We start from the raw sequence: 22,681 nt of genomic DNA, 5'->3' as shown, positions 1-22,681 counted from the left end.
GTCCCGAGCGCGATGGAGGAGAAAGCATGGCAGTCGTGGTCACCGGGTCGGCCGGCTTCCTCGGTCAGGCCGTCGTGGCGCGTCTGCTCGCCGCCGGGCGTGAGGTGATCGGCATCGACCGCCGCGGCGGCGTGCCCTTCGGCCCGCGGCACACCGAGTTGCACGCCGACCTGCTCGGGCCCGACGGGGTCGCGGTGAACGCGATCCGCGAGGCCGCCGGCGTCATCCACCTCGCCGGCTGCCCCGGTGTCCGCGACTCCCGCACCGACGTCGCCTGGTACCGGCACCGCGACAACGTGCTGGCCACCGCCGCGGTGCTCGGTGCCGCGTCCCGGCGCACGACCGTGGTCGTCGCGACCTCGTCCTCGATCTACGGCGGTTCGACCGGCGGGCGCCCGTGCGCCGAGACCGACCCGCTGAACCCGCGCGGCGGGTACGCCGCGAGCAAGGCACTCGCCGAGGCCCTCTGCCGCGACCACAACGAGGCCGGGGGCCGGGTGGTCATCGCGCGGCCGTTCACCGTCGCCGGCGAGGGTCAGCGCTCGGACATGGCCCTGTCGATGTGGATCGAGGCGGCCCGCGCGGGTCGTCCGTTGCGCATCCTCGGCGGTCCGGAGCGGACGCGGGACGTCACCGACGTCCGTGACGCCGCCCGTGCGCTGGTCGCTCTGCTCGACGCGGACGAGCCCGGGCCGGTCAATGTCGGAACCGGCGTCCCGATCCGCCTCGACGCGATGATCGACGCGATCGCGACGGCGCTGGACGTCGACGTGCAGACGCGCGTCGAGCCGGCCGGGCCGGAGGAGGTCTCCGACACCCGCGCCGACACCCGGCGCCTGGAGAGCATCGTCGGCTTCGTGCCGCACACCGACCTGGCCGATGTGGTGGCCCGTCAGATCGCAGCCACCGACTTCGACCGGGTCGCGGAGTCCGGCCGCGTCCCTGCGTGACCGCGGAACGGCTTGACCGCGTGACTTCGTCGGCGGCCGCGGCCCCGCGACGGGTCGTCGCGGCGGCGATGCTGGCCGCGTTCGTGGTCGCGCTGACGGTCGGGCTGCTCGGCATCGACGTTCGCGCCACGATCGGCGGCCGCGCGGCGGTCGACGAGCCGCAGTACCTGCTCACCGCGTTGTCGCTCGCCGAGGACGGCGACCTCGACATCTCCGACGAGCTCTACGACCGTCGCTGGCGCGCGTTCCACGACGCCAACCTGCCGGTGCAGACCGAACCCAAGGCCGACGGCAGCCAGATCAGTCCGCACGACCCCTTGCTGCCGATCCTGATCGCCGCACCGATGGGGCTGTGGGGCTTCGAGGCCGCGAAGGCGACGGTCTGCGTGCTGGCCGGCCTGGCTGCGGCTCTCACGGTGTGGATCGCGGTCCGGCGCCTCGGCGTCCGGCCCTCGCTCGCCACCGCCGTCGTGTCGGTCGCGTTCGCCTCGCCGCCGTTGGCGATCTACGCGCAGCAGGTCTACCCCGAGATGCCGGCCGCGTTGGCGGCGCTGGTCGCCGTCGCCGCGCTGACCGGCTCCTGGTCCCGCCGGGCGCAGGTGGCGTTCGTCCTCGCCGTCGTCGCGTTGCCCTGGCTGAGCGTGAAGTACTCGGCGGTGGCGGCGATGCTCGCCCTGGTCGGGTTGTGGCGCCTGTGGCGCGACCGGGGCCGCCTGGCGGCGGCAGTGCTCGTCGGCGTGTTCGCCGCGATGGGCGCGATCTATCTCGTCGTGCACAAGATCGTCTGGGGCGGGTGGACGGTCTACGCCTCCGGCGACTTCTTCCAGGGGCCGGGGGAGTTCGCCGTCGTCGGGACCGACCCGAACTACCTCGCGCGCAGCCAGCGCCTCACCGGACTGCTGATCGACCAGCACTGGGGCATCGCGGCCTGGCAGCCGGCGTGGCTGCTGGTGATCCCCGCGGTCGCGGCGCTGATCGCGGTGCGGCCGCGGCACTGGACGGCGCTGGTGGTGCCCGCGACGGCCGGGTGGCTGGTCGCGACCTTCGTCGCGCTGACGATGAGCGGGTTCTGGTCGCCCGGCCGGCAGATCGTCGTGATCCTGCCGCTGCTGGTGCTGGTCATCGCCTGGTGGCTCTCGACGTCGCCGCCCGCGGTGCTGGTCGGCGCCGCGGCGCTCGCGTTCGTCGGCCTGTTCGCGATGGCAGCGTTTCTTGCCGACGGCTGGGACCGCCGCATCACCTGGGTCTTTGCGTTCGACAAGGTCGACAACCCGCTCTACGACGGCTGGAAGGTCTTCCTGCCGCCGTACCAGGAGGGCTCCGGCGCCGAGGTGTGGGTGCGACACGGCATCTGGCTGGCGGGAATCGGGGCGGTCGCGGCGGCGGCCTGGTGGGCCGCCCGCCTGCGGGTGACGGCGGCGGAGGAGCCGTCCGCTAACGTCGCCGGGCGTGAGACGGACGCGCGCGACGGGATTGGCGCTGGGCGTCCTGGCTGACGCTCTGCTCGCCGACCCGCGGCGCGGGCACCCGGTCGCGGGGTTCGGACGGGCGGCCGCCGCCCTCGAACGAGCAACCTGGCGCGACTCCCGTGCCGCCGGGGCGCGGTACACCGCCCTCGCCGTCGGTGTACCGGTGGTCGCCGCCGCGTTCCTGCAGCGGCGCGCGGCGGGATCGTCGGTGGCCGCCACGGCGCTGACGGCGGTCGCGACGTGGGCCGTGCTCGGGGGGACCAGCCTCGGGCGCGAGGCAAATCTGATGGCCCGTCATCTCCAGGTCGGCGATCTGCCCGCCGCACGGGATCGGCTCTCGCACCTGTGCGCCCGGGACCCGTCGGGGCTGGGGGAGAAGGACCTCGCCCGCGCCACCGTCGAGTCGGTCGCGGAGAACACCGGCGACGCCGTGGTCGCCCCGCTGCTCTGGGGCGCGGTGGCCGGGGTGCCGGGCCTGGTCGGGTACCGCGCGGTGAACACGCTCGACGCGATGGTCGGCTACCGCAACGAGCGGTACCGGAGTTTCGGGTGGGCCTCCGCGCGTCTCGACGACGTCGCGAACTACCTGCCGGCCCGATTGACCGGTCTGCTCACGGTCCCGGCCGCGCGGGCTGTCGGCGGTTGCTCCCGGCAGGCCGCGGCCGTGCTCGCCGCGGATCGGCGCGACCACCCGAGCCCCAACGCCGGGTGGTGCGAGGCCGCGGCGGCCGGTGCGCTCGACGTCCGGCTCGGGGGGACGAACATTTACTCCGGTGCGACGGAGACCCGCGGCACGCTGCACGCCGCCGGACGGGAGCCCGAGGTCGCCGACATCGGCCGGGCGGTCCGGCTCTCGCGAGCGGTCGGTCTCGGCGCGGCCGCTCTCACCGTGCTCGCCACGGTGCTGACGGACCGTCAGGGCTGGTCCGGGTGAAGGGCGCCCTGCTCGTCGCGGGCACGACGTCGGACGCCGGCAAGAGTGTTCTGACCGCCGGCCTGTGCCGCTGGCTGCACCGACGCGGGGTCGCCGTGGCGCCCTTCAAGGCCCAGAACATGTCGAACAACTCCGCCGTGACGCCGGACGGGGCCGAGATCGGCCGGGCGCAGGCGATGCAGGCCGCGGCGGCCGGGCTGGAGCCCGAGGCCGCGATGAACCCGGTGCTGCTCAAGCCGGGCAGCGACCGCAGCTCGCAGGTCGTCCTCCTCGGCGAACCGGTCGCCGACGTGACCGCGCGGTCCTACCGCGACCTCAAGCCGAAGCTGATGAGCACCGTCCTCGACTCGCTCGCCGACCTCCGCGCGCGCTACGACGTCGTGATCTGCGAGGGCGCGGGCAGCCCCGCGGAGATCAACCTGCGCGCGGACGACATCGCGAACCTCGGCCTGGCGCGCGCCGCCGACCTGCCGGTGGTGGTCGTCGGCGACATCGACCGCGGGGGCGTGCTCGCCGCGATGTTCGGCACGCTGGCCGTCCTCGACCCGGCGGACCAGGCGCTGATCGCGGGCTTCGTCGTCAACAAGTTCCGCGGTGACCCGTCGTTGCTCGTGCCCGGCCTCGACCGCCTGCGCGAACTGACGGGGCGTCCGACCTACGGCGTCCTGCCCTGGCTGCCGGACCTGTGGCTCGACGCCGAGGACTCGCTCACCCTCGACGCCGCCGGCCCCGCGCCGGGCACGACCGCCGCGGCCGGGGCGGACGTCCTGCGCGTGGCCGCCGTCCGCTTCCCGCGGATCTCGAACCTCACCGACCTCGACGCGCTCGCGGCCGAGCCCGGCGTCGTGGTCCGCTTCGTGACGGCGCCGGAGGAGATCGGTGACGCCGACCTCGTGGTGCTGCCGGGCACCCGGGCGACGGTTCCCGACCTGGCCTGGCTGCGGGAGCGCGGCCTCGCCGACGCCGTCTTCGCGCGGGCGGCGGCGGGCCGGCCCGTCCTCGGCGTCTGCGGCGGGTACCAGATGCTCGCGCGGACGATCACCGACGAGGTCGAGTCCCGCGCCGGGGCCGTGGCGGGCCTGGGTCTGCTGCCCGCCGACGTCGTCTTCGAGCCCCGCAAGACCGTCGGCCGCACGGCGGGCGAGGAGTACGGGCACCCGGTGCGCGGCTACGAGATCCACCACGGCCGGGTTCGCCCCGACGCGGGCGCCGCCCCGTTCCTCGACGGCTGCCGCGCCGGCGCGGTGTGGGGGACGACCTGGCACGGCGCGCTGGAGTCCGACGCGTTCCGGCGCGCGTTCCTCGCCGAGGTCGCCGCCGCGGCGGGCCGGGACTTCCGGCCGGTCGGCGAGGTGAGTTTCGCGGAGGTCCGGGAGGCCCGGCTCGACGTGTTGGGGGACCTGATCGCCGACCACCTCGACGCCGCCGCGCTGGACGCCCTGATCGGCGGCGGCGCGCCCCGCGGGCTGCCGGTGCTGCGGTCGATCCTTGAATCTGCGGTTCAATAGTGAGTAGAGCACTGATGTTCGGGTTTGCTCCGGACGTCGGGCCGGGACGACTGCCGACAGCCAGGAGGGCGCGTTGAAGATCTCCGCGAAGGTCGACTACGCGGTGCGCGCCCTGATCGAGATCGCGGGCAACGACAGCGACCGCCCGCGTTCGGCGGAGTCGATCTCCACCGCCCAGGACATTCCGCGCGACTTCCTGCTCGCCGTCCTCGCCGACCTGCGCCGGGCGGGGCTCGTCGCGAGCCAGCGGGGCCAGGCCGGCGGCTGGGTCCTGCTGACCCCGGCGAGCGAGATCTCCGTCGCCGACGTCATCCGCGCCACCGACGGCCCGCTGGTCAGCGTCCACGGCCGCGCGCCCGAGGACGTCTCCTACGAGGGCTCGGCCGAGGCCCTGCAGTCGGTCTGGATCGCCGTCCGCTCCAGCCTGCGCGAGGTGCTCGAGGACGTCACCGTCGCGCACCTCCTCGCCAAGGACCTCCCGCAGGCGGCCGTCGACCGCACCCGCTCCGAGGACGCCTGGCACCGCCGCTGACCACCCCGCCGGCCCGCAGGGGTCGGGGGGTCAGCCGAGGGCGTAGCCGAGGAAGACGCCGCGGGCGGGGTCGCCGGCGGTGCCGGGACGGGCGAGGTCCCAGAACTCGGACCCGGTCCCGGTCGGGCCGGTTGCTCTTGCGCCGAGGACGGTGAACGCGCCGGCCCGGTGGTTCGGCGTGCCGGCGGCGCCCTCGGCCGGGGACCCGATGACCAGGCGGGCCGGGCCGCTGCCCAGCTTCCGCACGAGCAGGGCCGCGCCGAAGCGATCCCCGGTCGTGGGGTCGCCCCCGACACCGGGCGTCGCCTGGCTGACCAGCAGCGCGCCCTTCGCGCGCAGGCCCTGCGCCGAGCCGAGCAGCACGGTCACCGAGCCGGCGTTCGCCACCGTCCCACCGGGCGCCTCGACCGAGTCGCCGGGCGTGCCGATCGCCAGGCCGTCGTACCTGCCCTCGGCGAGGCGGCCGGCGGCGAGCACCGCCCCGAAGCGGTCGCCGTCCTGCGCCGCGCCGGAGACCCGGTCGTCGCCCTGGCGCCACAGCTGCGGCGCCGAGAGCCCACCGGCGGCGGCGTGGAGCACCGCGACGGCCCCACGGCTGCGGTCCGCGCCGGGCATCCCGATCGCGACGTCCGTCCGGCCGTCGCCGTTGAAGTCTCCGGTCGTCAGGGCAGACCCGAAGGCGTCGCCGAAGGTCGGCTTGCCCACGCCCGCCGTGCCACGGTCGAACGCCGCGGCGGGCGCGGTGAACCCGTCCCGGGTCCCGCGCAGGAGCGCGACCGCGCCGCGGCCGTCCTCGCCGGGGATGCCGACGATCAGCTCGTCGATGCCGTCCCCGGTGACGTCGCCGGCCGCGAGCGCCGTGCCGAACGCGTCGGAGTCCTCGGCCTTGCCCCCGACGACGCCGCGGCCGGGGCGCAGGTCCGCGGCCTTGCGGCCGGCGTTCAGGCCGCCGGACGCGCCGAACAGGACGGTGACGTAGCCGGAGCCGAACGCCTTGCCCTTCGTCTCGCCCGGGGCACCGACGGCGAGGTCCGCGAGCCCGTCGCCGTCGAAGTCGCCGGCGGCCAGCGCGGCCCCGAAGCGGTCGTTGGGCTCGGCCGCGTCCGGGACGCCGGGGGTGTTCTGGCTCAGGTGCAGCGGCCGCGGCCTGCCCGTCGCGGTGATCAGGCCCGTCGGCGAGCCGTAGAGGATCGTCACGGCCCCGGTCGTGCCGTTCTCCCCGGGCGCCCCGACGGCGACGTCCGCGCACCGGTCGCCGTTGAAGTCCGCGACGGCGAGCGCGGCACCCCACTCGTCGGAGTCCTCGCTCTTGTCCGGGACGCCGGGGGAGTCCTGGGTGAGGAACTCGTCGTCCGGCGCGGTCCCGGCCGGCTCGGCGGTCAGGCCGTTCGCGGTGCCGTAGTAGACGTGGATCCCGCCCTGCAGCCGCGTCCGGCCGTACTCGGTCACGACGATGTCGCCGAACCCGTCGCCGTTCAGGTCGCCCGCGAGGGTGTCGCCCGCCGCGCCCCGGCACGCGGCCGGTGCGGTCACCGGCCCCGCCGCCCCGCCGGCCGGCCCGCCGGCCGCCAGCACGAGTCCGCCGCTGAGCAGGGCAGCGGTCAGCCAGGCGGCGGACGGGGTGGGACACCGGTCGGAGCTGTAACGCATGGGGTTAATGTGACTGATGGGGCTCGAATACGCGGGCCGGACGCGCCGGGGGGAACCCGCGTGTGACGGGGAAATAGGCTCGCCCGGTGCCTGCCGGATATCCGTTCTCCGCCGTCGTCGGGATGGACGACCTCAAGCTCGCGCTCGCCCTGAACGCGGTCGCGCCCCAGATCGGTGGGGTGCTGGTCCGCGGGGAGAAGGGGACCGCGAAGTCCACGGTCGTGCGCGCCCTCGCGGCGCTGCTGCCCGAGCAGGACGTCGTCGCAACCTGCCGTTTCGCCTGCGACCCGGCCGCGCCGGACCCCGACTGCCCGGACGGGCCGCACCGGGCCGAGGCGCCCACCGACCGCCGCCGCGCCCGGCTCGTCGAGCTGCCCGTCGGCGCCGCCGAGGACCGGGTGGTCGGCTCGCTGGACCTCGAGCGCGCGCTCACCGAAGGCGTCCGCAGCTTCGAGCCCGGCCTGCTCGCCGCCGCGCACCGCGGCGTGCTCTACGTGGACGAGGTGAACCTGCTCCACGACCACCTCGTCGACGTCCTGCTCGACGCCGCGGCGATGGGCCGCTGCTACGTCGAGCGGGAGGGGGTCTCGGTCTCGCACGCCGCGCGGTTCCTGCTCGTCGGGACCATGAACCCCGAGGAGGGCGAGCTGCGGCCTCAGCTGCTCGACCGTTTCGGGCTCACGGTCCACGTCGCGGCCAGCCGCGAGCCCGCGGTCCGCGCCGAGATCGTGCGCCGCGGGATGCAGTACGAGGCCGACCCGGACCGTTTCGCCGCCGTCTGGGCCCCGGCGGACGCCGAGTTCGCCGAGTGCATCGCCTCCGCCCGCGAGCTGCTGCCGCACGTGTCGCTGCCGGACGCCGAGCTGGAGCGGATCGCCGGCGTCTGCGCGGAGTTCGAGGTCGACGGGATGCGCGCCGACCTCGTCATCGCCCGCGCCGCCCGCGCCCACGCCGCCTGGCAGGGCCGGGCGCAGGTGACCGCGGACGACGTCCGCGCCGCCGCGCGCCTCGCCCTCCCGCACCGACGCCGCCGCGACCCGTTCGACGCCCCCGGCCTCGACGAGGCCCAGCTCGACAAGGCCCTTGAGGAGTCCGGTCCGCCGCCCGAGCCCGACCCCGACGGCGGTGATGGCGGCGGTGGCGGCGGTGGCGGCGGCGGAAACCCCGCAACGTCAGCGGAATCGAGCGCTATGACGACCGATCCCGCTGACGTCACGCCCCCCGCGGGGGCCGGCGGCGGGGTCGTGCCCGAGCAGGTCACCCCGCCGGAGGCGACGTACCGCGCGAAGCTGCTGACCGTCCCCGGCATCGGGACGGGGACGCCGGGCCGGCGCTCCCGCGCCGAGACGCCCTCGGGCCACACCTCGGGTGCGCGCCGGCCGATCGGACGCCTCGGGGCCCTGCACGCGGCCGCGACTCTGCGCGCCGCGGCGCCGTTCCAGCGCGAGCGCGGCCGCGAGCCCGGGCAGGGGCTGCGACTGCGCCCCGGCGACCTGCGCGAGGCCGTGCGCGAGGGCCGCGAGGGCAACCTCGTCCTGTTCTGCGTCGACGCCTCCGGCTCGATGGGCGCCCGCACCCGGATGGGCGCGGTCAAGGCCGCGGTCCTCTCGCTGCTCCTCGACGCCTACCAGCGCCGCGACAAGGTCGGCCTGGTGACGTTCCGCGGCGCCGACGCGACGCTGGACCTGCCGCCGACGTCCTCGGTCGAGGCCGGGGCCGCCCGGCTACGGAACCTGCCCACCGGCGGGCGCACGCCGCTCGCGGCCGGGCTCGCCGAGGCGCGGCACGTCCTTGCCGTCGAGCGCCTGCGGGACCCGGCCCGGCGGCCGCTGCTGGTCCTCGTCACCGACGGGCGCGCCACCGCGGCCCCGGGAACGCCGGGCGACCCGCTCGCCCTCGCCCACCGCGCCGCGGCCGCCCTGGCGGCGGACGGGGTCGCGGCGGTCGTCGTCGACTGCGAGGACGGCCCGGTCCGGCTGGGCCTCGCCGGCGGGATCGCGACCCTGCTGAACGCGCCGCTGCTGCGGCTGCACGAGCTCGAGGGCGGCGGTGGCCTCGCCGGCGCCGTGCGCTCCGTCCGGAGGGCCGCCTGATGCCGCAAGGAGTACCGACCGCCGTCCCCGCCGACGGCCTGACGACGCGTCAGCGCCGGAACCGTCCGCTGGTGATCGTCCACACCGGCGAGATGAAGGGGAAGTCGACCGCCGCGTTCGGCCTCGCGCTGCGCGGCTGGAACCAGGGTTGGTCGATCGGGGTCTTCCAGTTCGTGAAGAGCGCGAAGTGGAAGGTCGGCGAGGAGGAGGCCTTCCGCGCGCTCGGGCGGCTGCACGAGCAGACCGGCGAGGGCGGGCCGGTCGAGTGGCACAAGATGGGCGTGGGCTGGTCCTGGGCCCGCAAGGCCGGGTCGGAGGAGGACCACGCCGCCGACGCCGCCGAGGGCTGGGCCGAGATTAAGCGCCGCATCGGCGCCGAGGCGCACACCCTCTACGTCCTCGACGAGTTCACCTACCCGATGCACTGGGGCTGGGTCGACGTCGACGACGTCGTCGAGACCCTGGCGAACCGGCCCGGACACCAGCACGTCGTCATCACCGGACGCCACGCCCCGCCGGCGCTGCTGGAGGCCGCGGACCTGGTCACCGAGATGACCAAGATCAAGCACCCGATGGACGCCGGGCAAAAGGGGCAGCGCGGGATCGAGTGGTGAGCGGGACATGAGACGTTCGACCGATCCTGGTCCGCGACGGCTGCACGCGGGGGAGTTTCGGGTTACGGTCTCGACGTACACCACAGAACGACCGCAGGGGGCGGGGCAGTCGTGGACGGATCGAAGCCGGGAAAGCGCTTTGCGCTGCCGGTCGCGTTGCTGGCCGCAGCCGGACTCGTCGTCGGCGTCGTCGGCGTCGTCGCCACGCGCGACGACGGCGGGACCCAGACGGTCGCGGCCGCGCCCACACCCACCCCGACGCCGAAGTGCAGCACCGCGGACGGCCGGTTCGTCCCGACCGGGATCACGATCCCCAAGGTCGGCAGGAACATCGACGTGATGGCGCTGCCGCGCGACCCGAACGGCGTTCCCGGGACCCCGCCGCTGACCGGCGGCGGCAAGATGTCGATGGCCTTCGACCTCGGCAACGGCATCCGCCCGGGCGACTCCCGCGGAAACGCCCTGCTGAACGCCCACACGTACCCGGACGGCAGCGCGCTGGGCAACAAGCTCCTGGACGGGCTGCAGGAGGGCGACCAGGTCCGTGTCCACGGGCCGAAGGGCTACCTCTGCTACGAGGTCACCGACCGCCGCGAGGTCCCGGCCGGCGTCTACAAGCCGTACTTCGCGAAGAAGGGCAAGCCCCAGATCGCGATCGTCGTCTGCTCCGGCCAGCGCCTCGGCCCGGGCCTGTGGACCAAGCGCACGATCTGGTTCGCCTCCCCGGTCGACGCCGAGCCGACCAGCGTGGTCTCCGCCAAGGCGTCCTGAGCGACTGCTGAACACCGGCCCCGCCTGACCCACCCGGCATTGGCGGCACGAGGGCGGGGCCTTACCGTCGACGCGTGAGCCCTCGTCTTCCGGTCCCCGGCGGTCCGCCGCGTCTGGTCGTCGCGGCTCCCGCCAGCGGGCACGGCAAGACCACGGTCGCGACCGGCCTGATCGCCGCGCTGCGCGCGCGGGGTCTGCGCGTCTCGCCGCACAAGGTCGGCCCCGACTACATCGACCCCGGCTACCACGCCCTCGCCGCGGGACGCCCGGCCCGCAACCTCGACGCCTGGCTGACCTCGCCCGAGGTGATCGCGCCGCTGTTCCTGCACGGGGCCGCGGACGCCGACATCGCCGTTGTCGAGGGCGTCATGGGCCTGTTCGACGGCGTGACCGGCGGGGCGGACGGGATCGACGACTTCGCCTCGACCGCGCACGTCGCGCGACTGCTCGACGCGCCCGTCCTGCTCGTCGTCGACGCCGCCGCGCAGGCCCGTTCGGTGGCCGCGCTGGTCCACGGCTTCGCGACGTTCGACCCGGCCGTCCGCATCGGTGGGGTCGTGCTCAACCGCGTCGGGTCCGACCGCCACGAGCAGATCCTGCGCGACGCGCTGGCCGGGCTCGGCGTCCCGGTCCTGGGCGCGATCCGCCGCGAGGACAAGGTCTCGACGCCCTCCCGCCACCTCGGGCTGGTCCCCGTGGCCGAGCGCGCCACCGAGGCCGTGGACGCCGTCGCGGCCATGGGCGACCTCGTCGCGCGCACCTGCGACCTCGAGGCGATCTGCGCGATGGCCGCGACCGCGCCGCGGATGTCCGCCACGCCGTGGGACCCGCACCTCGCGCTCGGTCCGACGCCCCGCGGGCGCCTGGGCCGCCGCCCGCGCATCGCGATCGCGGGCGGGGCGGCCTTCACCTTCAGCTACGCCGAGCACGTCGAGCTGCTCGTCGCCGCCGGCGCCGACGTCGTCACGATCGACCCGCTGCGCGACGAGTCCCTGCCGACCGGCACGACGGCGTTCGTGGTCGGGGGCGGGTTCCCCGAGGTCCACGCGACCGCGCTGTCGGAGAACGAGCGGCTGCGCAAGGACGTCGCCGACCTCGCGGCCTCCGGGGGCGTCGTCGTCGCCGAGTGCGCCGGGCTGCTCTACCTCGCCCGTGAGCTCGACGCCGTGCCGATGTGCGGCGTGCTCGACCTCTCCGCCGCGATGACGCCCCGCCTGACGCTCGGCTACCGGGAGGCCGTCGCCGCGGCCGACTCCGTGCTCTGCCGGGCGGGCGAGCGGATCCGCGGGCACGAGTTCCACCGCACCACGTGCGACCCCGCCGCCGGCGCCGACGGCACCCGGCCGGCCTGGACCGTTCGCCCGTCCACGGGCGGGCCCGGCGTCGCCGAGGGACACACCACCGGGAACGTCCACGCCTCCTACCTGCACCTGCACTGGGCGGGCCGGCCCCGGCTGGCGCGCCGCGTCGTCGAGGCCGCGCGCCGCGTCGACCTCCGGCGGCTCGCCCGGCCGTGAGCGAGTTCGACCTCCACCACCACGGCGACGACGAGCTCGCTCCCGGCCTGGTGGACCTGGCCGTCAACGTCCGGCCCGGAACCCCGCCGGAGTGGCTGCGCACCCGGCTCGCGGAGTCCCTGGCCGACCTCGCCGCGTACCCGAGGCCCGACGCCGCGCGGAAGGCGGTCGCCGCCCGGCACGGGCGCTCGCCCGCCGAGGTCCTGCTCACCGCGGGCGCGGCCGAGGCGTTCACGCTGATCGCGCGCGCCCTGACTCCGCGCCGCGCCGTCGTGGTCCACCCGCAGTTCACCGAGCCCGAAGCCGCGTTGCGCGCCGCCGGGCACCGCGTCGAGCGCGTCCTGCTGCGCGCCGAGGACGACTTCACCCTCGACCCCGCCGCGGTCCCGGCGGACGCGGACCTCGTCGTCGTCGGCAACCCGACGAACCCGACGTCGGTGCTGCACCCCGCGGGCACCGTCGCCGCGCTGGCCCGACCGGGCCGGGTGCTCGTCGTCGACGAGGCGTTCATGGACGCGGTCCCGGGGGAGACCGAGACGCTCGCCCCGGCCGGCCTCCCCGGGCTGGTCGTGCTCCGCAGCCTGACGAAGACCTGGGGCCTGGCCGGCCTGCGCATCGGCTACTGCCTGGCTCCGCCCGACCTCGTCGCCGCGTTCGCGCGCGTCCAGCCGCACTGGTCGGTGAGCACCCCCGCGCTGATCGCCGCCGAGGTGACCAGCACCCCGGCCGCGCTCCTGGAGGCGGCCGGCGCCGCGCGGGAGATCGCGGTCGACCGCGCGTACCTGCTGCGCCGATTGCGCAGCCTGGGCCGGCGCGTGGTGGGCAACCCGCGGGCGCCGTTCGTCCTCGTCGAGGTGCCGGACGGCGAGCACGTCCGAGCCGGCCTGCGCGCCGCGGGCTTCGCCGTGCGCCGCGGCGACTCCTTCCCGGGCCTGGGCCCGGACTGGCTGCGGATCGCGGTCCGCGACGCCGCCACCACCGACGCCCTCGTCACGGCCTGGGCCGCCCTCGGCCGCCGCGGATGAGCACGGGCGCGGACCCCGGGTTCGGGGAGGCGGCGCGGGCGGCCGTCTACGACGTCATCGCCGCGCGCCGGGACGTCCGCACCGGCTTCCGGCCCGACCCGGTCGCCGACGACGTGCTGACGCGGGTGCTCGCGGCGGCTCACGCCGCGCCGAGCGTCGGGTTCTCCCAGCCCTGGGACTTCCTCGTGATCCGGTCGCCGCAGACGCGGGACCGCCTGCACACGCTGGCGATGGCCGCCCGGGACGCCTACGCCGCGTCCCTGCCCGCCGCGCGGGCCCGGGCGTTCGCGAAGCTCCGGGTGGAGGCGATCCGCGAGGCGCCGGTGGGGATCGTCGTCACCTGCGACCCGACCCGCGGCGGCCGCCACACCCTCGGCCGCCACAGCCAGCCGCAGACCGCGGCGCACTCCGTCGCGGGGGCCGTGCAGAACCTCTGGCTGGCCGCGCGGGCCGAGGGTCTGGGCGTCGGCTGGGTCAGCTTCTTCGACGCCGCCGCGCTCGCGGCCGAGCTCCGGCTGCCGGCGCACCTGGAGGTCGTCGCGTACCTCTGCCTGGGCCACGTGGACGCCTTCGCGGACTCCCCGGAACTGGCCACGGCGGGCTGGGCGCACCGCCGCCCGCTGGGCTGGGCGGTCCATTCGGAAGAATTCGGCCGGCGAGGCCTACCCGGGGAGGAACCGATGGACCTGCTGGCGCAGACGCTGGCGCAGCTCGCGCCGCCGCACGCCGCCGCGGTCGACGCGGCCCGGGACCGCCAGGACCGGATGACCAAGCCGAAGGGCGCGCTCGGTGTCCTGGAGGACGTTTCCGTCCAGCTCGCCGGCCTGGCGGGGGAGTGCCCGCCCCCGTTGCCCGAGCCCGCGGCCGTCGCCGTGTTCGCCGCCGACCACGGCGTGCACGCCCAGGGCGTCACCCCGTGGCCGCAGGAGGTCACGGCCCAGATGGTCGCCAACTTCCTCGCCGGCGGGGCGGTCGTGAACGCCTTCGCGGCGCAGGTGGGGGCCGAGGTCGTCGTCGTGGACGTCGGCGTCGCCGCGGACCTGCCGACGGTGCCAGGCCTGCTGCCCCGCAAGGTCCGGCCGGGCACCGCTGATCTGACGCAGGGTCAGGCCCTGACGCGCGACGAGGCGGTCGCGGCCGTCGAGATCGGCATCGAGGTCGCCCGCGACCTCGTGGCCGCCGGCAACCGCTGCCTGATCACCGGCGACATGGGGATCGCCAACACCACCGCGTCCGCCGCCCTCATCGCGGCGTTCACCGGCGTCGAGCCGGCGGTCGTCACCGGCCGCGGCACCGGCATCGACGACGAGATGCACGCGCACAAGGTCGAGGTCGTCCGCGCCGCGCTAGAGCGGCACCGCCCGGACCCGGCCGATCCGATCGCGGTGCTGTCCGCGGTCGGTGGACTCGAGCACGCCGCGCTCGCGGGCTTCCTGCTCGCGGCTTCCGCCCTGCGCGTGCCGGTGATCCTCGACGGCGTCATCGCCGGCGCCGCGGCGCTGGTGGCTGCGGCGCTGCACCCGGACGCCTCGGTCGCGTGGCTCGCGGGGCACCGCTCCGCCGAGCCCGGCCACGCCGTCGCGCTCGACGCGCTCGGCCTGCGGCCCCTGGTCGCGCTCGACCTGCGGCTCGGTGAGGGCACCGGGGCGCTGCTCGCGCTGCCGCTGGTGCAGTCCGCGGCGCGGGCCCTCGCCGAGGTCGCGACCTTCGACTCCGCCGGGGTGACCGAGAAGTGACCGACCAGTCAGTGGCCGGCGAGCCCCTGCCCTACCCCGTCGGCCTGCGCCTGTCCGGTCGCCGCGTGGTGGTCGTCGGCGGCGGTCAGGTGGCCGCCCGCCGCGTGCCCGCCCTGCTCGACGCCCACGCTGACGTCGTCGTGGTCTCGCCCGAGGCGACGCCGGCGATCGACGCTCTCGCCGACCACGGCCGCCTGCGGTGGCAACGCCGACCTTATGAGCCGTCAGATCTCGACGGGGCCTGGTACGCGCTCGCCCTGACGGCCGACCCGGCCGTCAACGCGGCCGTCGCGGCCGACGCCGAGGCGCGGCGCATCTTCTGCGTCCGGGCCGACGACGCCACGGCCGCCACCGCCTGGACCGCCGCCTCCGGCCGCTACGAGGGCCTCACCCTCGCCGTGCTGGCCGGGCGCAACCCGCGCCGCGCCGCGGCCGTGCGCGACAACGTGCTCACGGCCCTGCGCGACGGATCCGTCGACACGACCGGCGTCCGCGAGCGGGTCGCCGGCGTCGCGCTCGTCGGGGCCGGCCCCGGCGACCCGGACCTGATCACGGTCCGCGGCCGGCAGCTGCTCGCGCAGGCCGACGTCGTCGTCGCCGACCGCCTCGCCCCGCCGGCCCTGCTCGCCGAGCTCGGACCCCACGTCGAGGTGATCGACGCGTCGAAGATTCCGTACGGCCGCCAGATGGCCCAGGAGGCGATCAACGACGCGCTCGTCGAGCACGCGAAGGCGGGCAAGTTCGTCGTGCGGCTGAAGGGCGGGGACAACTACGTCTTCGGCCGCGGCTTCGAGGAGGTCCAGGCCTGCGCGGGGGCGGGCATCCCGTGCACCGTCGTGCCCGGCATCACGAGCTCGATCTCGGTGCCCGCCGTCGCCGGGATCCCGGTCACGCACCGCGGGATCGCGCACGAGTTCACCGTGATCTCCGGCCACATCGGGCCCGAGCACGCGGACTCCCTCACCGACTGGACCGCGCTCGGGCGCATGCGCGGGACCCTCGTCATCCTCATGGGCATCGACAAGCTGGGCGCAATCGCGTCCGCCCTCGTGCAGCACGGCCGCGACCCGGAAACCCCGGCTGCCGTGATCCAGGAGGGCACCACCAGCGCGCAGCGCACCGTGCGCGCGCCGTTGAGCGGAATCGCCGCCGCGGTTGCGGAGCAGGGCATCCGGCCACCGGCGGTCGTCGTCGTCGGTGACGTGGTCGCGCTCGGCGACGCGCTGCCGTCGTGACGCCGCCGGTCGAGGTCGGGGACCCGACCGACCCGCGCCTCGCCGACTACGCCCGGCTCACCGACGTGGGGCACCGGGTGAAGCGCGAGCCGGCCGCGGGCGTCTTCATCGCGGAGGGCGCCACCGTTCTGGAACGCGCGCTCGACGCCGGATTCACGCCGCGGTCGCTGCTGCTCGCGCCGAACCGCGTCGATCCCGCCGCGGATCTGGTCGCGCGGGTCGCCGCGGCCGGGGCGCCGGTGTTCGTCGCCGGGCCCGACGTACTCGAACGTCTGACGGGGTATCACGTTCATCGTGGTCTGCTCGCGGCCATGGATCGACGCCCGCTGCCCGCCGTGGCAGAGGTGCTCGCCGGCGCGCGGCGCGTCGCGGTGCTGGAGGACATCACCGACCACACGAACGTCGGCGCGGCGATGCGCAGCGCCGCCGCGTTCGGCGTCGACGCGGTGCTGGTGACGCCGAGTTGCGCGGACCCGCTGTACCGCCGGGCGATCCGCACTTCGATGGGCGCGTGCTTCACCGTCCCCTGGACCCGCCTCGAGCGCTGGCCCGAGGACATCTCGCTCCTGCACGACGCCGGCTTCGTCACCGCGGCGCTGACCCTGGGGGAGAAGGCCGTCCCTCTTGACGAGTTCGTCGCTCGCCGTCTCCCCGCGCTGGCCCTGATCCTCGGTTCCGAGGGCGACGGTCTGCGCGCCTCGACCGTCGCCGCAGCGGCGGTCGAGGTGACGATCCCGATGGCCGGCGGGATCGACTCGCTCAACGTCGCGGCGGCGGCCGCGGTCGCGTTCTACGCGACGCGATAGCAGTTCTGGCTTGGATCGCCGTTGAGCCGAACGGTGCCGTTGGTCCGTGTGGGCGAGGGAGAGCGCCGGCGCGTTCGGCCCTGCGGCCAGGCGACATCTCCGGGAATGTCCGGACCGGTCCGGTCGCGGTGCTGGACCGGAATCGCGCCGCTGTGACGTCGCATTGGGCCACTCGGGTGAACTGAGTGACGACACGGGTTTGCTACCCGGTCAGACCAGGGTAGGGGGCGTCGAACCGTGTCAGTATCCGCCTCGTCGAGCAAGTCGGACGTATCCGATTACGAGGTGGAACAGTGGCGTTGGACGGCGCGGTGCCGAACCTTCCGCAGGTTCCGTGCATCCCTGGACTTCGCGACTTCGCCCTGATCGGCCGCGGTGCGTTCGCGGTCGTCTACCGCGCGCGCCAGGATGCGCTGGACCGCCACGTCGCGGTCAAGGTCGGCACCGTCCGCGTGGGTTCGAGCACGGGTGAACAGGCCGAGGGAGCGCAGCGCTTCGCCCGCGAATCCCTCGCGCTGGGAAGGCTTTCCGGCCATCCGCACGTTCTTCCGGTCCACGCGACGGGCACGCTCTCCGACGGCCGTCCGTACCTCGTCCTGGACTACGCGCAGCGCGGCACGCTGCACGAGCACATCCTCCGGTACGGCCCCCTGCCGTGGCACCAGGCGGCGCGGATGGGCATCCAGCTCGCCGGCGCGCTGGAGTCCGCCCACCGCCGCGGTGTGCTGCACCGGGACGTCAAGCCGCACAACGTCCTGCTCTCCGACACCGGCGTCCCCTTGCTCGCCGACTTCGGTTCGGCGCTGCCGGACGACGCGTCGGAAGCGCCGGTCCGCGTCAGCGGCTCCGTGCCGTACTGCGCGCCCGAGGTGCTCGACGGATCCCCGGCCACCGTGCCTTCTGACGTGTACTCACTCGCGGCCACGGTCTACTACCTCATCGCGGGCACGCCGCCGTTCGCGGCCGCGCCGGACGAGCCTCTCGCGGCGTTCTACCTGCGCATCGCGCAGGACCCGCCGCCCGACGTCCCGAGCGCACCGGACGGCCTCGTGCGTCTGCTCGACGCCGCTCTGGCGAAGGACCCGGTCGGGCGGCCCGGTGGCGCGCTCGCCTTCGCGATCGGGCTCACCGATGTTCTCTCCGCGGCGCGTCGCAGCGCTGCGGACCTCGTCGTCGTACCGCGGCCCGCTGCGGTGCGCGCTCTCTCGGCGGGCGCCGGCCTGGAGGGGAGGACCGGCGCCCGCCGAGCAGACACACCCGACCCGGACGCCGAGACCACCGACCTCACCGAGCTCGCGGCCCGCTGGCGCGGCATCCGTCTCCCGGCCGCCCGGGACCGTCGCTCCTTCTCGTCTTAACCGCTACGTCCGGCCAACGGTGGTCTACAGGCCACCGTCAGCCGGACGCAACGAGTGGTGGGGCTCAGCCCCCGAAGTGCTGGACCCAGTACCCGCCGGAGCGGACGTAGCCGACGCCCAGGATCTTGAACTTGCAGTCGACGATGTTCCGTCGGTGGCTGGGCGAGTTCATCCAGGCCTTCACGACGGCCTCGGGTGAGGAGAACCCGTTCGCCAGGTTCTCGCCGGTCTTGTCGCCGTTGAAGCCCGTCGCCCGAATGCGCTGGTCGGAGTTCTTCCCGCTGCGCGAGGTGTGTGACATGTAGTTGTGCTCGGCCATGTCGTTGGCGTGGGACTGGGCGGACCGTTCCAGCTGGTTGCTGTACCGCAGGCGCCCGCAGCCGGCCGAGGCCCGCGCGCGGTTGGTGAGGTCGAGAATCGCCTGCCGCATCGAGTCGATCGAGCCACCGGAGTCGCCGTCGTCGGCGGTCGCCCGGCGCTGCTGCTGTTCGCGCTTCTGCGCGGCCCGGGCGGCCTTGAGCGCCTGCCGGCGCATCTTCTTCCTGGCGGCGGCCTGCTGCTTCGCCTTCTTCTCGGCGGCCTTCTTTGCGGCCTTCTTCTTCGCCGCCTTCTTCTTGGCGGACTGCTTGCTGTCCTTCTTCTTCTTGGTCGTGATCTTCGTGCTCTTGGCCTTGCTCGACTTCTGCTCGCCGTCGACGACGTACCGCTCGTCGGCGTCCGACGACCCGGCCGAGTCGTACCCGTCCTCGTCCTCGTCGCGAGAGTCCTCCTCGGCGAAGTCGTCCTCGCCCCCGGCGTCCTCGCCCTCGCGGGTCCCGCGCCAGCCGCCCCCCGACGGCTCGTCGTCGGGGTCGTCCCCGGTCGGTGCGGCCGCGACGGCGGTCAGCGGCGGTGTGGGCCCGGCCTCGGCGGCGAGGCCGGGTGCGGCGTAGGCCACCAGGCCGGTGGCGGCCAGGAACGCGACGACCAGGACCCGGCCCGGTGCGGTTCTGCGTCGATTCATCAAACGTTCGACCCCCCTCGAACATTGCCGAGCGCATTTCCCCGGCAGTCGAATCCTTCGCCGTGGCACACCGCACCGGTAATGGCCGCCAACGACAGCGGTTCCGCACCGTCGGGTAAGGGGAATCTGACCGGATCGTCAGGGGGGTCGAACGAACCTGCGCAGAAGCGGAAAAGGAGCCCCGAAGGGCCCCTGACCTGGTGGTTCGCGGAATTTCGACCTACCCACCGGTAACGCTCGAACAGCCGATCCGCGATTTCCGGCCGCTTATGCATTACCGGGAATTCGCCCCGACGCGAAAGGCGTCAGCGCAGAATGTCACGCACCTCACTGAAGGACACCGCGCCGCGACGCAGCGCCTCGTTCGCGAGCTGCACCCGGCGGCGGTCGCCGCCCGCGCGGATACCGAACTTCTCGTAGAGCTTGAGGAGGTGTTGCTTCACCGCCGCCTCGCTGACGAACAGCACCTCGGCGATGCGCCGCGTCGACGCCGGCTCCATGAACACGTCGGCCGTGCCCGCCGGCTGGAACAACGCGAGCAGCACGTCGCGCTCGCGCCGCGTCAGTTCCGGCGGTGGATCGGCGGCGAGGGTCTCGGCGTACCGCTCGGTCTCCGGGTCCGGCCGGAACGCCAACCGCGCCCCGCCGACCCGGATCTCGTCGCGGTCGCGCAGCGCGCGTTCGCCGAGGATCCGTTCACCGTTGACGAAGGTGCCGTTGCGCGAGCCGAGGTCCCGGATCGACCACCCGCCGGAGCGGGCCTCCAGGATGGCGTGCAGGCGCGAGACGCTTTCGTCCGCGATGATCACGTCGTTGTCCGGCGCCCGACCCATGCTCATGCCGGATGCCGACAGCACCACGAACTCAGGGCCCCCCGGCCGTGAGACAACCAAATGCGCGACCACGTCCACTCCCCATCCCGCGGAGGCTTCAAACCCCCGAGCGGCGTTATCCGCAGGGGGCAAAAGCTACTAGCGGAGTCGCGTGCAGCGAATGCTGCCGAACGGGTTACCCGGGATCGGACGTCTCCGTCGCGGTCGTCACGCGGTGGAGTTCTCGTGATGCTGCGTCACGACGACTGGTCCGTCATGAGCACCAAATCCGGCAATGACCCCAGGACGGACGTCACCCGCCGTCATCTCGGCCGGTTGGAGTGTGACGACCCGCACGCCGTCACGCACGAGAGCGGTCAGTAGATCCGCCGCTTCGAGGTCTCCGCGCAGCAGCACCTGCACTCCGGTGGCCTCCGACGTGCAGTGGTGGAACCCGTACGCGCGCAGGGCGGTCAGCAGGACGTCGTCGTCGAGGGCGCGGATCCGCCAAGGAGCCGCTGCCGCTGCTCGCGCGCGGCGCGCCGGAACCGGGTCGGGCCGGGAGACCGTGCGGCCGGCCGCCACCAGGACGACGTGGTCGGCGATGCCGGCCACCTCGGCCGGCGTGGGCGCCGTCAGCAGGATGGTGTGGCCCTCCGCGGCGAGCTCCCGCAGCAGCCGCGTGAGCTCTCCGCGGCTGACGAGGTCCAGGCCGGCGGTGGGTTCGTCGAGGAGCAGGATGCGCGGGCGGTGCACCATCGCCCGGGCGAGACCGAGTCGTTGCTGCTGGCCGCGGTTGAGGACCTGCACGGGGCGCTCGACGACATTGCTCAGCCCGACGCGGCGGAGCAGTTCCGCGGCCCGGGTGGAGCGGTCCGGCCGCGAGAACCGGTGGGCCGCGCCGACCACCTCAAGAACCTCACGGGGCGTCAGATTGCCGTAGGTGCCGAACGAGTCCGGCATCCATCCCACGCGGGCGCGTACCTGGCCCGGGTTGCGCGCCGGGTCGAACCCGGCCACGCGGATCTCGCCGCCGTCGGGTGCCACCAACGTCGCGAGCATCATCAGCATCGTCGTCTTGCCGGACCCCGACGGGCCGACCAGCGCGGTGACCGCCCCCGGCCGCGCGTCGAGATCGATGGAGTCCACGGCCGCCAGGGCCCCGTACGTGCGCCGCGCGCCCCGTACGCGGATTCCCCCGGTCGCCCCCTGTGCCGGGATCGAGACGAACTCGTCCACAGCGCCCTCCCCAGTTCGCTTGTCGCGGAGCTTAGGGAAGGCCTCGGTGCGAGATGTCCCGAATGCCCGAACCGGCCAGGGTTCTTGGCAAACGCTCAGGTATCAGGCGAAGAGGGTGTCGCCCCACCAGCGGTCGGGCCCGGTGACGCCCGGCGGGCACGCGTAGACCCCGGAGCCGGTGTGCCGGATGTACTCGTTGAGGACGTCGGCGCGGGCGAGCTTCTGCTGGACCGGGATGAACCCGGTCCGCGGGTCGCGCTGGAACGCGAGGAAGAACAGCCCGGCGTCGAGGCGGCCGAGACCGTCGGAGCCGTCGACGAACGAGTAGCCGCGGCGCAGCATCGTCGCGCCTTCGTTGGTCTCCGGCATCGCCAGCATCACGTGCGAGTCCGGTGGCTGCTGAGACAGGTCGATCGGGTCGCGCTCGAACCGCAGGCCGGCGGGGGCACCCTCGGACTTGTCGCGGCCGATGATGTTCTCCTGCTCGACCAGCGAGGTGCGGTCCCAGATCTCGATGAGCATCCGGATGCGCCGGGCGACCAGGTACGAACCGCCGCGGAGCCACTCGGGGTCGTCCGCCGCGCCGACCCAGATGTGCTGGTCGAGGGTCGCGATGTCGTCGACCGACGGGTTGTTGGTGCCGTCCTTGAAGCCGAACAGGTTGCGCGGGGTCTGCTCCTCGGGCGTCGTGGAGGAGGTCTTGCCGAAGCCGAGCTGGGACCAGCGCACCGACACCGTGCCGAAGCCGATGCGGGCGAGGTTGCGGATCGCGTGGACCGCGATCTGCGGGTCGTCCGAGCACGCCTGGACGGCGATGTCGCCCCCGCTGCGCAGCGGGTCGAGGGTGTCGCCGCGGAACTTCGGCAGGTCCGCGAGCGCCTCGGGCTTACGCCCCGTCAGACCGAAGCGGTCCTTGCCGCCCTTGCGGAACAAGGTGGGGCCGAAGCCGATCGTCAACGTGAGCCGCGACGCCGGCAGCCCGACGGCCTCCCCGGTGTCGCCCGGCGGGTACTCGGGGACGCGGGGGAACGCGCCGCCCTCGACGGCGTCGAGCCCGTTGCACATCCGCTCCGCGGCGCGGGTCCACGCCTGCAGCAGCGAGACGAGCTCGCCGCGGTTCTCGGTCTTCACGTCGAAGGTCGTGAAGTGGAGCCGGTCCTGCACCGGGGTCGCGATGCCGGCCTGGTGCGGGCCGTGGAACGCGATCGGGAGCCCGCGCGGGGCGAGCCCCCCGGCGGCGAGCGCGGAGGCCTTCTCCGAGTCCGCGCTCGCGACGGCCTCCCGGCCGATGTACGTGAGTCCGCCGATCGCGGCGGCCCCGAGCCCGGCGATCCCGAGCGCGCGCCGGCGACTGACCTCCGCGGTCGGCGTCGGCTCGGTGCTCTGGTCGTTCGTGGGCTCGGAACTCATTCGACTCACCTCCACACGG

Annotated in this window: 19 protein-coding genes; 14 read left to right on the top strand and 5 right to left on the bottom strand. The window is 74.6% G+C overall.

Going from position 1 to position 22,681, the window contains the following annotated elements:
- The first annotated feature begins 26 nt into the window (after positions 1-26).
- The 5 genes from SPOPO_RS0122300 (at position 27) to SPOPO_RS0122280 (ending at position 5,393) form a co-directional block, all read left to right on the top strand.
- Positions 27-950 carry an NAD-dependent epimerase/dehydratase family protein gene (locus SPOPO_RS0122300; protein ID WP_019877325.1) on the top strand — a complete coding sequence of 308 codons (924 nt, stop codon included), beginning with the start codon at positions 27-29 and terminating at the stop codon, positions 948-950.
- A gap of 20 nt (positions 951-970) precedes the next feature.
- Positions 971-2,446, top strand: coding sequence for a hypothetical protein (locus tag SPOPO_RS0122295; protein WP_156870131.1), 1,476 nt, complete (start codon positions 971-973; stop codon positions 2,444-2,446).
- Positions 2,400-3,353, top strand: a complete 954-nt coding sequence (locus SPOPO_RS0122290; RefSeq protein WP_033385152.1) for a cobalamin biosynthesis protein — start codon at positions 2,400-2,402, stop codon at positions 3,351-3,353. Before SPOPO_RS0122295 ends, SPOPO_RS0122290 begins: the two co-directional genes overlap by 47 nt.
- Entirely contained in the window at positions 3,350-4,861 is a 1,512-nt protein-coding gene (locus tag SPOPO_RS0122285; RefSeq protein WP_019877322.1) for a cobyric acid synthase, read from the top strand. The genes SPOPO_RS0122290 and SPOPO_RS0122285 overlap by 4 nt, the downstream gene beginning before the upstream one ends.
- Positions 4,862-4,934: 73 nt before the next feature.
- Complete coding sequence (locus tag SPOPO_RS0122280; protein WP_019877321.1) at positions 4,935-5,393, top strand: RrF2 family transcriptional regulator; 459 nt, start codon at positions 4,935-4,937, stop codon at positions 5,391-5,393.
- A 30-nt stretch (positions 5,394-5,423) separates the two neighbouring features.
- Here SPOPO_RS0122280 and SPOPO_RS31135 read toward each other — a convergent pair whose 3' ends face one another.
- Positions 5,424-7,043 (bottom strand): FG-GAP-like repeat-containing protein, encoded by a 1,620-nt coding sequence (locus SPOPO_RS31135; RefSeq protein WP_019877320.1) that lies wholly within the window; start codon positions 7,041-7,043, stop codon positions 5,424-5,426.
- Between the two features lie 122 nt (positions 7,044-7,165).
- Here SPOPO_RS31135 and SPOPO_RS0122270 point away from each other — a divergent pair, with 122 nt between their 5' ends.
- The 9 genes from SPOPO_RS0122270 to SPOPO_RS31130 all read left to right on the top strand — a co-directional run bounded on the left by SPOPO_RS0122270 (position 7,166) and on the right by SPOPO_RS31130 (position 18,198).
- Positions 7,166-9,136 carry a VWA domain-containing protein gene (locus SPOPO_RS0122270; protein WP_019877319.1) on the top strand — a complete coding sequence of 657 codons (1,971 nt, stop codon included), beginning with the start codon at positions 7,166-7,168 and terminating at the stop codon, positions 9,134-9,136.
- Positions 9,136-9,750: a cob(I)yrinic acid a,c-diamide adenosyltransferase gene (gene cobO / locus SPOPO_RS0122265; protein ID WP_019877318.1), complete on the top strand. Its 615-nt coding sequence runs from the start codon at positions 9,136-9,138 to the stop codon at positions 9,748-9,750. The genes SPOPO_RS0122270 and cobO overlap by 1 nt, the downstream gene beginning before the upstream one ends.
- Positions 9,751-9,861: 111 nt before the next feature.
- A complete protein-coding gene (locus SPOPO_RS0122260) occupies positions 9,862-10,521 on the top strand; it encodes a class F sortase (protein WP_019877317.1) in 660 nt (219 codons plus the stop codon).
- 74 nt (positions 10,522-10,595) lie between these two features.
- Positions 10,596-12,038, top strand: a complete 1,443-nt coding sequence (locus SPOPO_RS0122255) for a cobyrinic acid a,c-diamide synthase CobB (protein ID WP_019877315.1) — start codon at positions 10,596-10,598, stop codon at positions 12,036-12,038.
- A complete protein-coding gene (gene cobC / locus SPOPO_RS0122250; RefSeq protein ID WP_019877314.1) occupies positions 12,035-13,063 on the top strand; it encodes an Rv2231c family histidinol phosphate aminotransferase CobC in 1,029 nt (342 codons plus the stop codon). The genes SPOPO_RS0122255 and cobC overlap by 4 nt, the downstream gene beginning before the upstream one ends.
- Positions 13,060-14,799, top strand: coding sequence for a nicotinate-nucleotide--dimethylbenzimidazole phosphoribosyltransferase (gene cobT, locus SPOPO_RS0122245; RefSeq protein ID WP_019877313.1), 1,740 nt, complete (start codon positions 13,060-13,062; stop codon positions 14,797-14,799). The genes cobC and cobT overlap by 4 nt, the downstream gene beginning before the upstream one ends.
- The gene (gene cobA / locus SPOPO_RS0122240; protein WP_245541739.1) at positions 14,796-16,034 is read left to right on the top strand and encodes a uroporphyrinogen-III C-methyltransferase; all 1,239 of its coding nucleotides are present in this window, start codon (positions 14,796-14,798) and stop codon (positions 16,032-16,034) included. Before cobT ends, cobA begins: the two co-directional genes overlap by 4 nt.
- Positions 16,031-16,840 carry a TrmH family RNA methyltransferase gene (locus SPOPO_RS0122235; RefSeq protein WP_019877311.1) on the top strand — a complete coding sequence of 270 codons (810 nt, stop codon included), beginning with the start codon at positions 16,031-16,033 and terminating at the stop codon, positions 16,838-16,840. Before cobA ends, SPOPO_RS0122235 begins: the two co-directional genes overlap by 4 nt.
- A 293-nt stretch (positions 16,841-17,133) precedes the next feature.
- Complete coding sequence (locus SPOPO_RS31130; RefSeq protein ID WP_019877310.1) at positions 17,134-18,198, top strand: serine/threonine-protein kinase; 1,065 nt, start codon at positions 17,134-17,136, stop codon at positions 18,196-18,198.
- Between the two features lie 64 nt (positions 18,199-18,262).
- On the opposite strand, the gene SPOPO_RS33185 is transcribed toward SPOPO_RS31130, so the two are convergent.
- The 4 genes from SPOPO_RS33185 to efeB form a co-directional block, all read right to left on the bottom strand.
- A complete protein-coding gene (locus SPOPO_RS33185) occupies positions 18,263-19,201 on the bottom strand; it encodes a CAP domain-containing protein (RefSeq protein ID WP_019877309.1) in 939 nt (312 codons plus the stop codon).
- 305 nt (positions 19,202-19,506) lie between these two features.
- Positions 19,507-20,061, bottom strand: coding sequence for an FHA domain-containing protein (locus SPOPO_RS0122220; protein ID WP_211210947.1), 555 nt, complete (start codon positions 20,059-20,061; stop codon positions 19,507-19,509).
- Between the two features lie 180 nt (positions 20,062-20,241).
- Positions 20,242-21,252 (bottom strand): ABC transporter ATP-binding protein, encoded by a 1,011-nt coding sequence (locus SPOPO_RS31125; protein WP_019877307.1) that lies wholly within the window; start codon positions 21,250-21,252, stop codon positions 20,242-20,244.
- Positions 21,253-21,354: 102 nt separating this feature from the next.
- Positions 21,355-22,662, bottom strand: a complete 1,308-nt coding sequence (efeB, locus tag SPOPO_RS0122210; RefSeq protein ID WP_019877306.1) for an iron uptake transporter deferrochelatase/peroxidase subunit — start codon at positions 22,660-22,662, stop codon at positions 21,355-21,357.
- Positions 22,663-22,681 lie beyond the last annotated feature (19 nt).

The sequence above is a fragment of the Sporichthya polymorpha DSM 43042 genome, assembly GCF_000384115.1.
Taxonomy (GTDB): domain Bacteria; phylum Actinomycetota; class Actinomycetes; order Sporichthyales; family Sporichthyaceae; genus Sporichthya; species Sporichthya polymorpha.
This window is presented reverse-complemented; position numbering and strand designations above follow the sequence as displayed.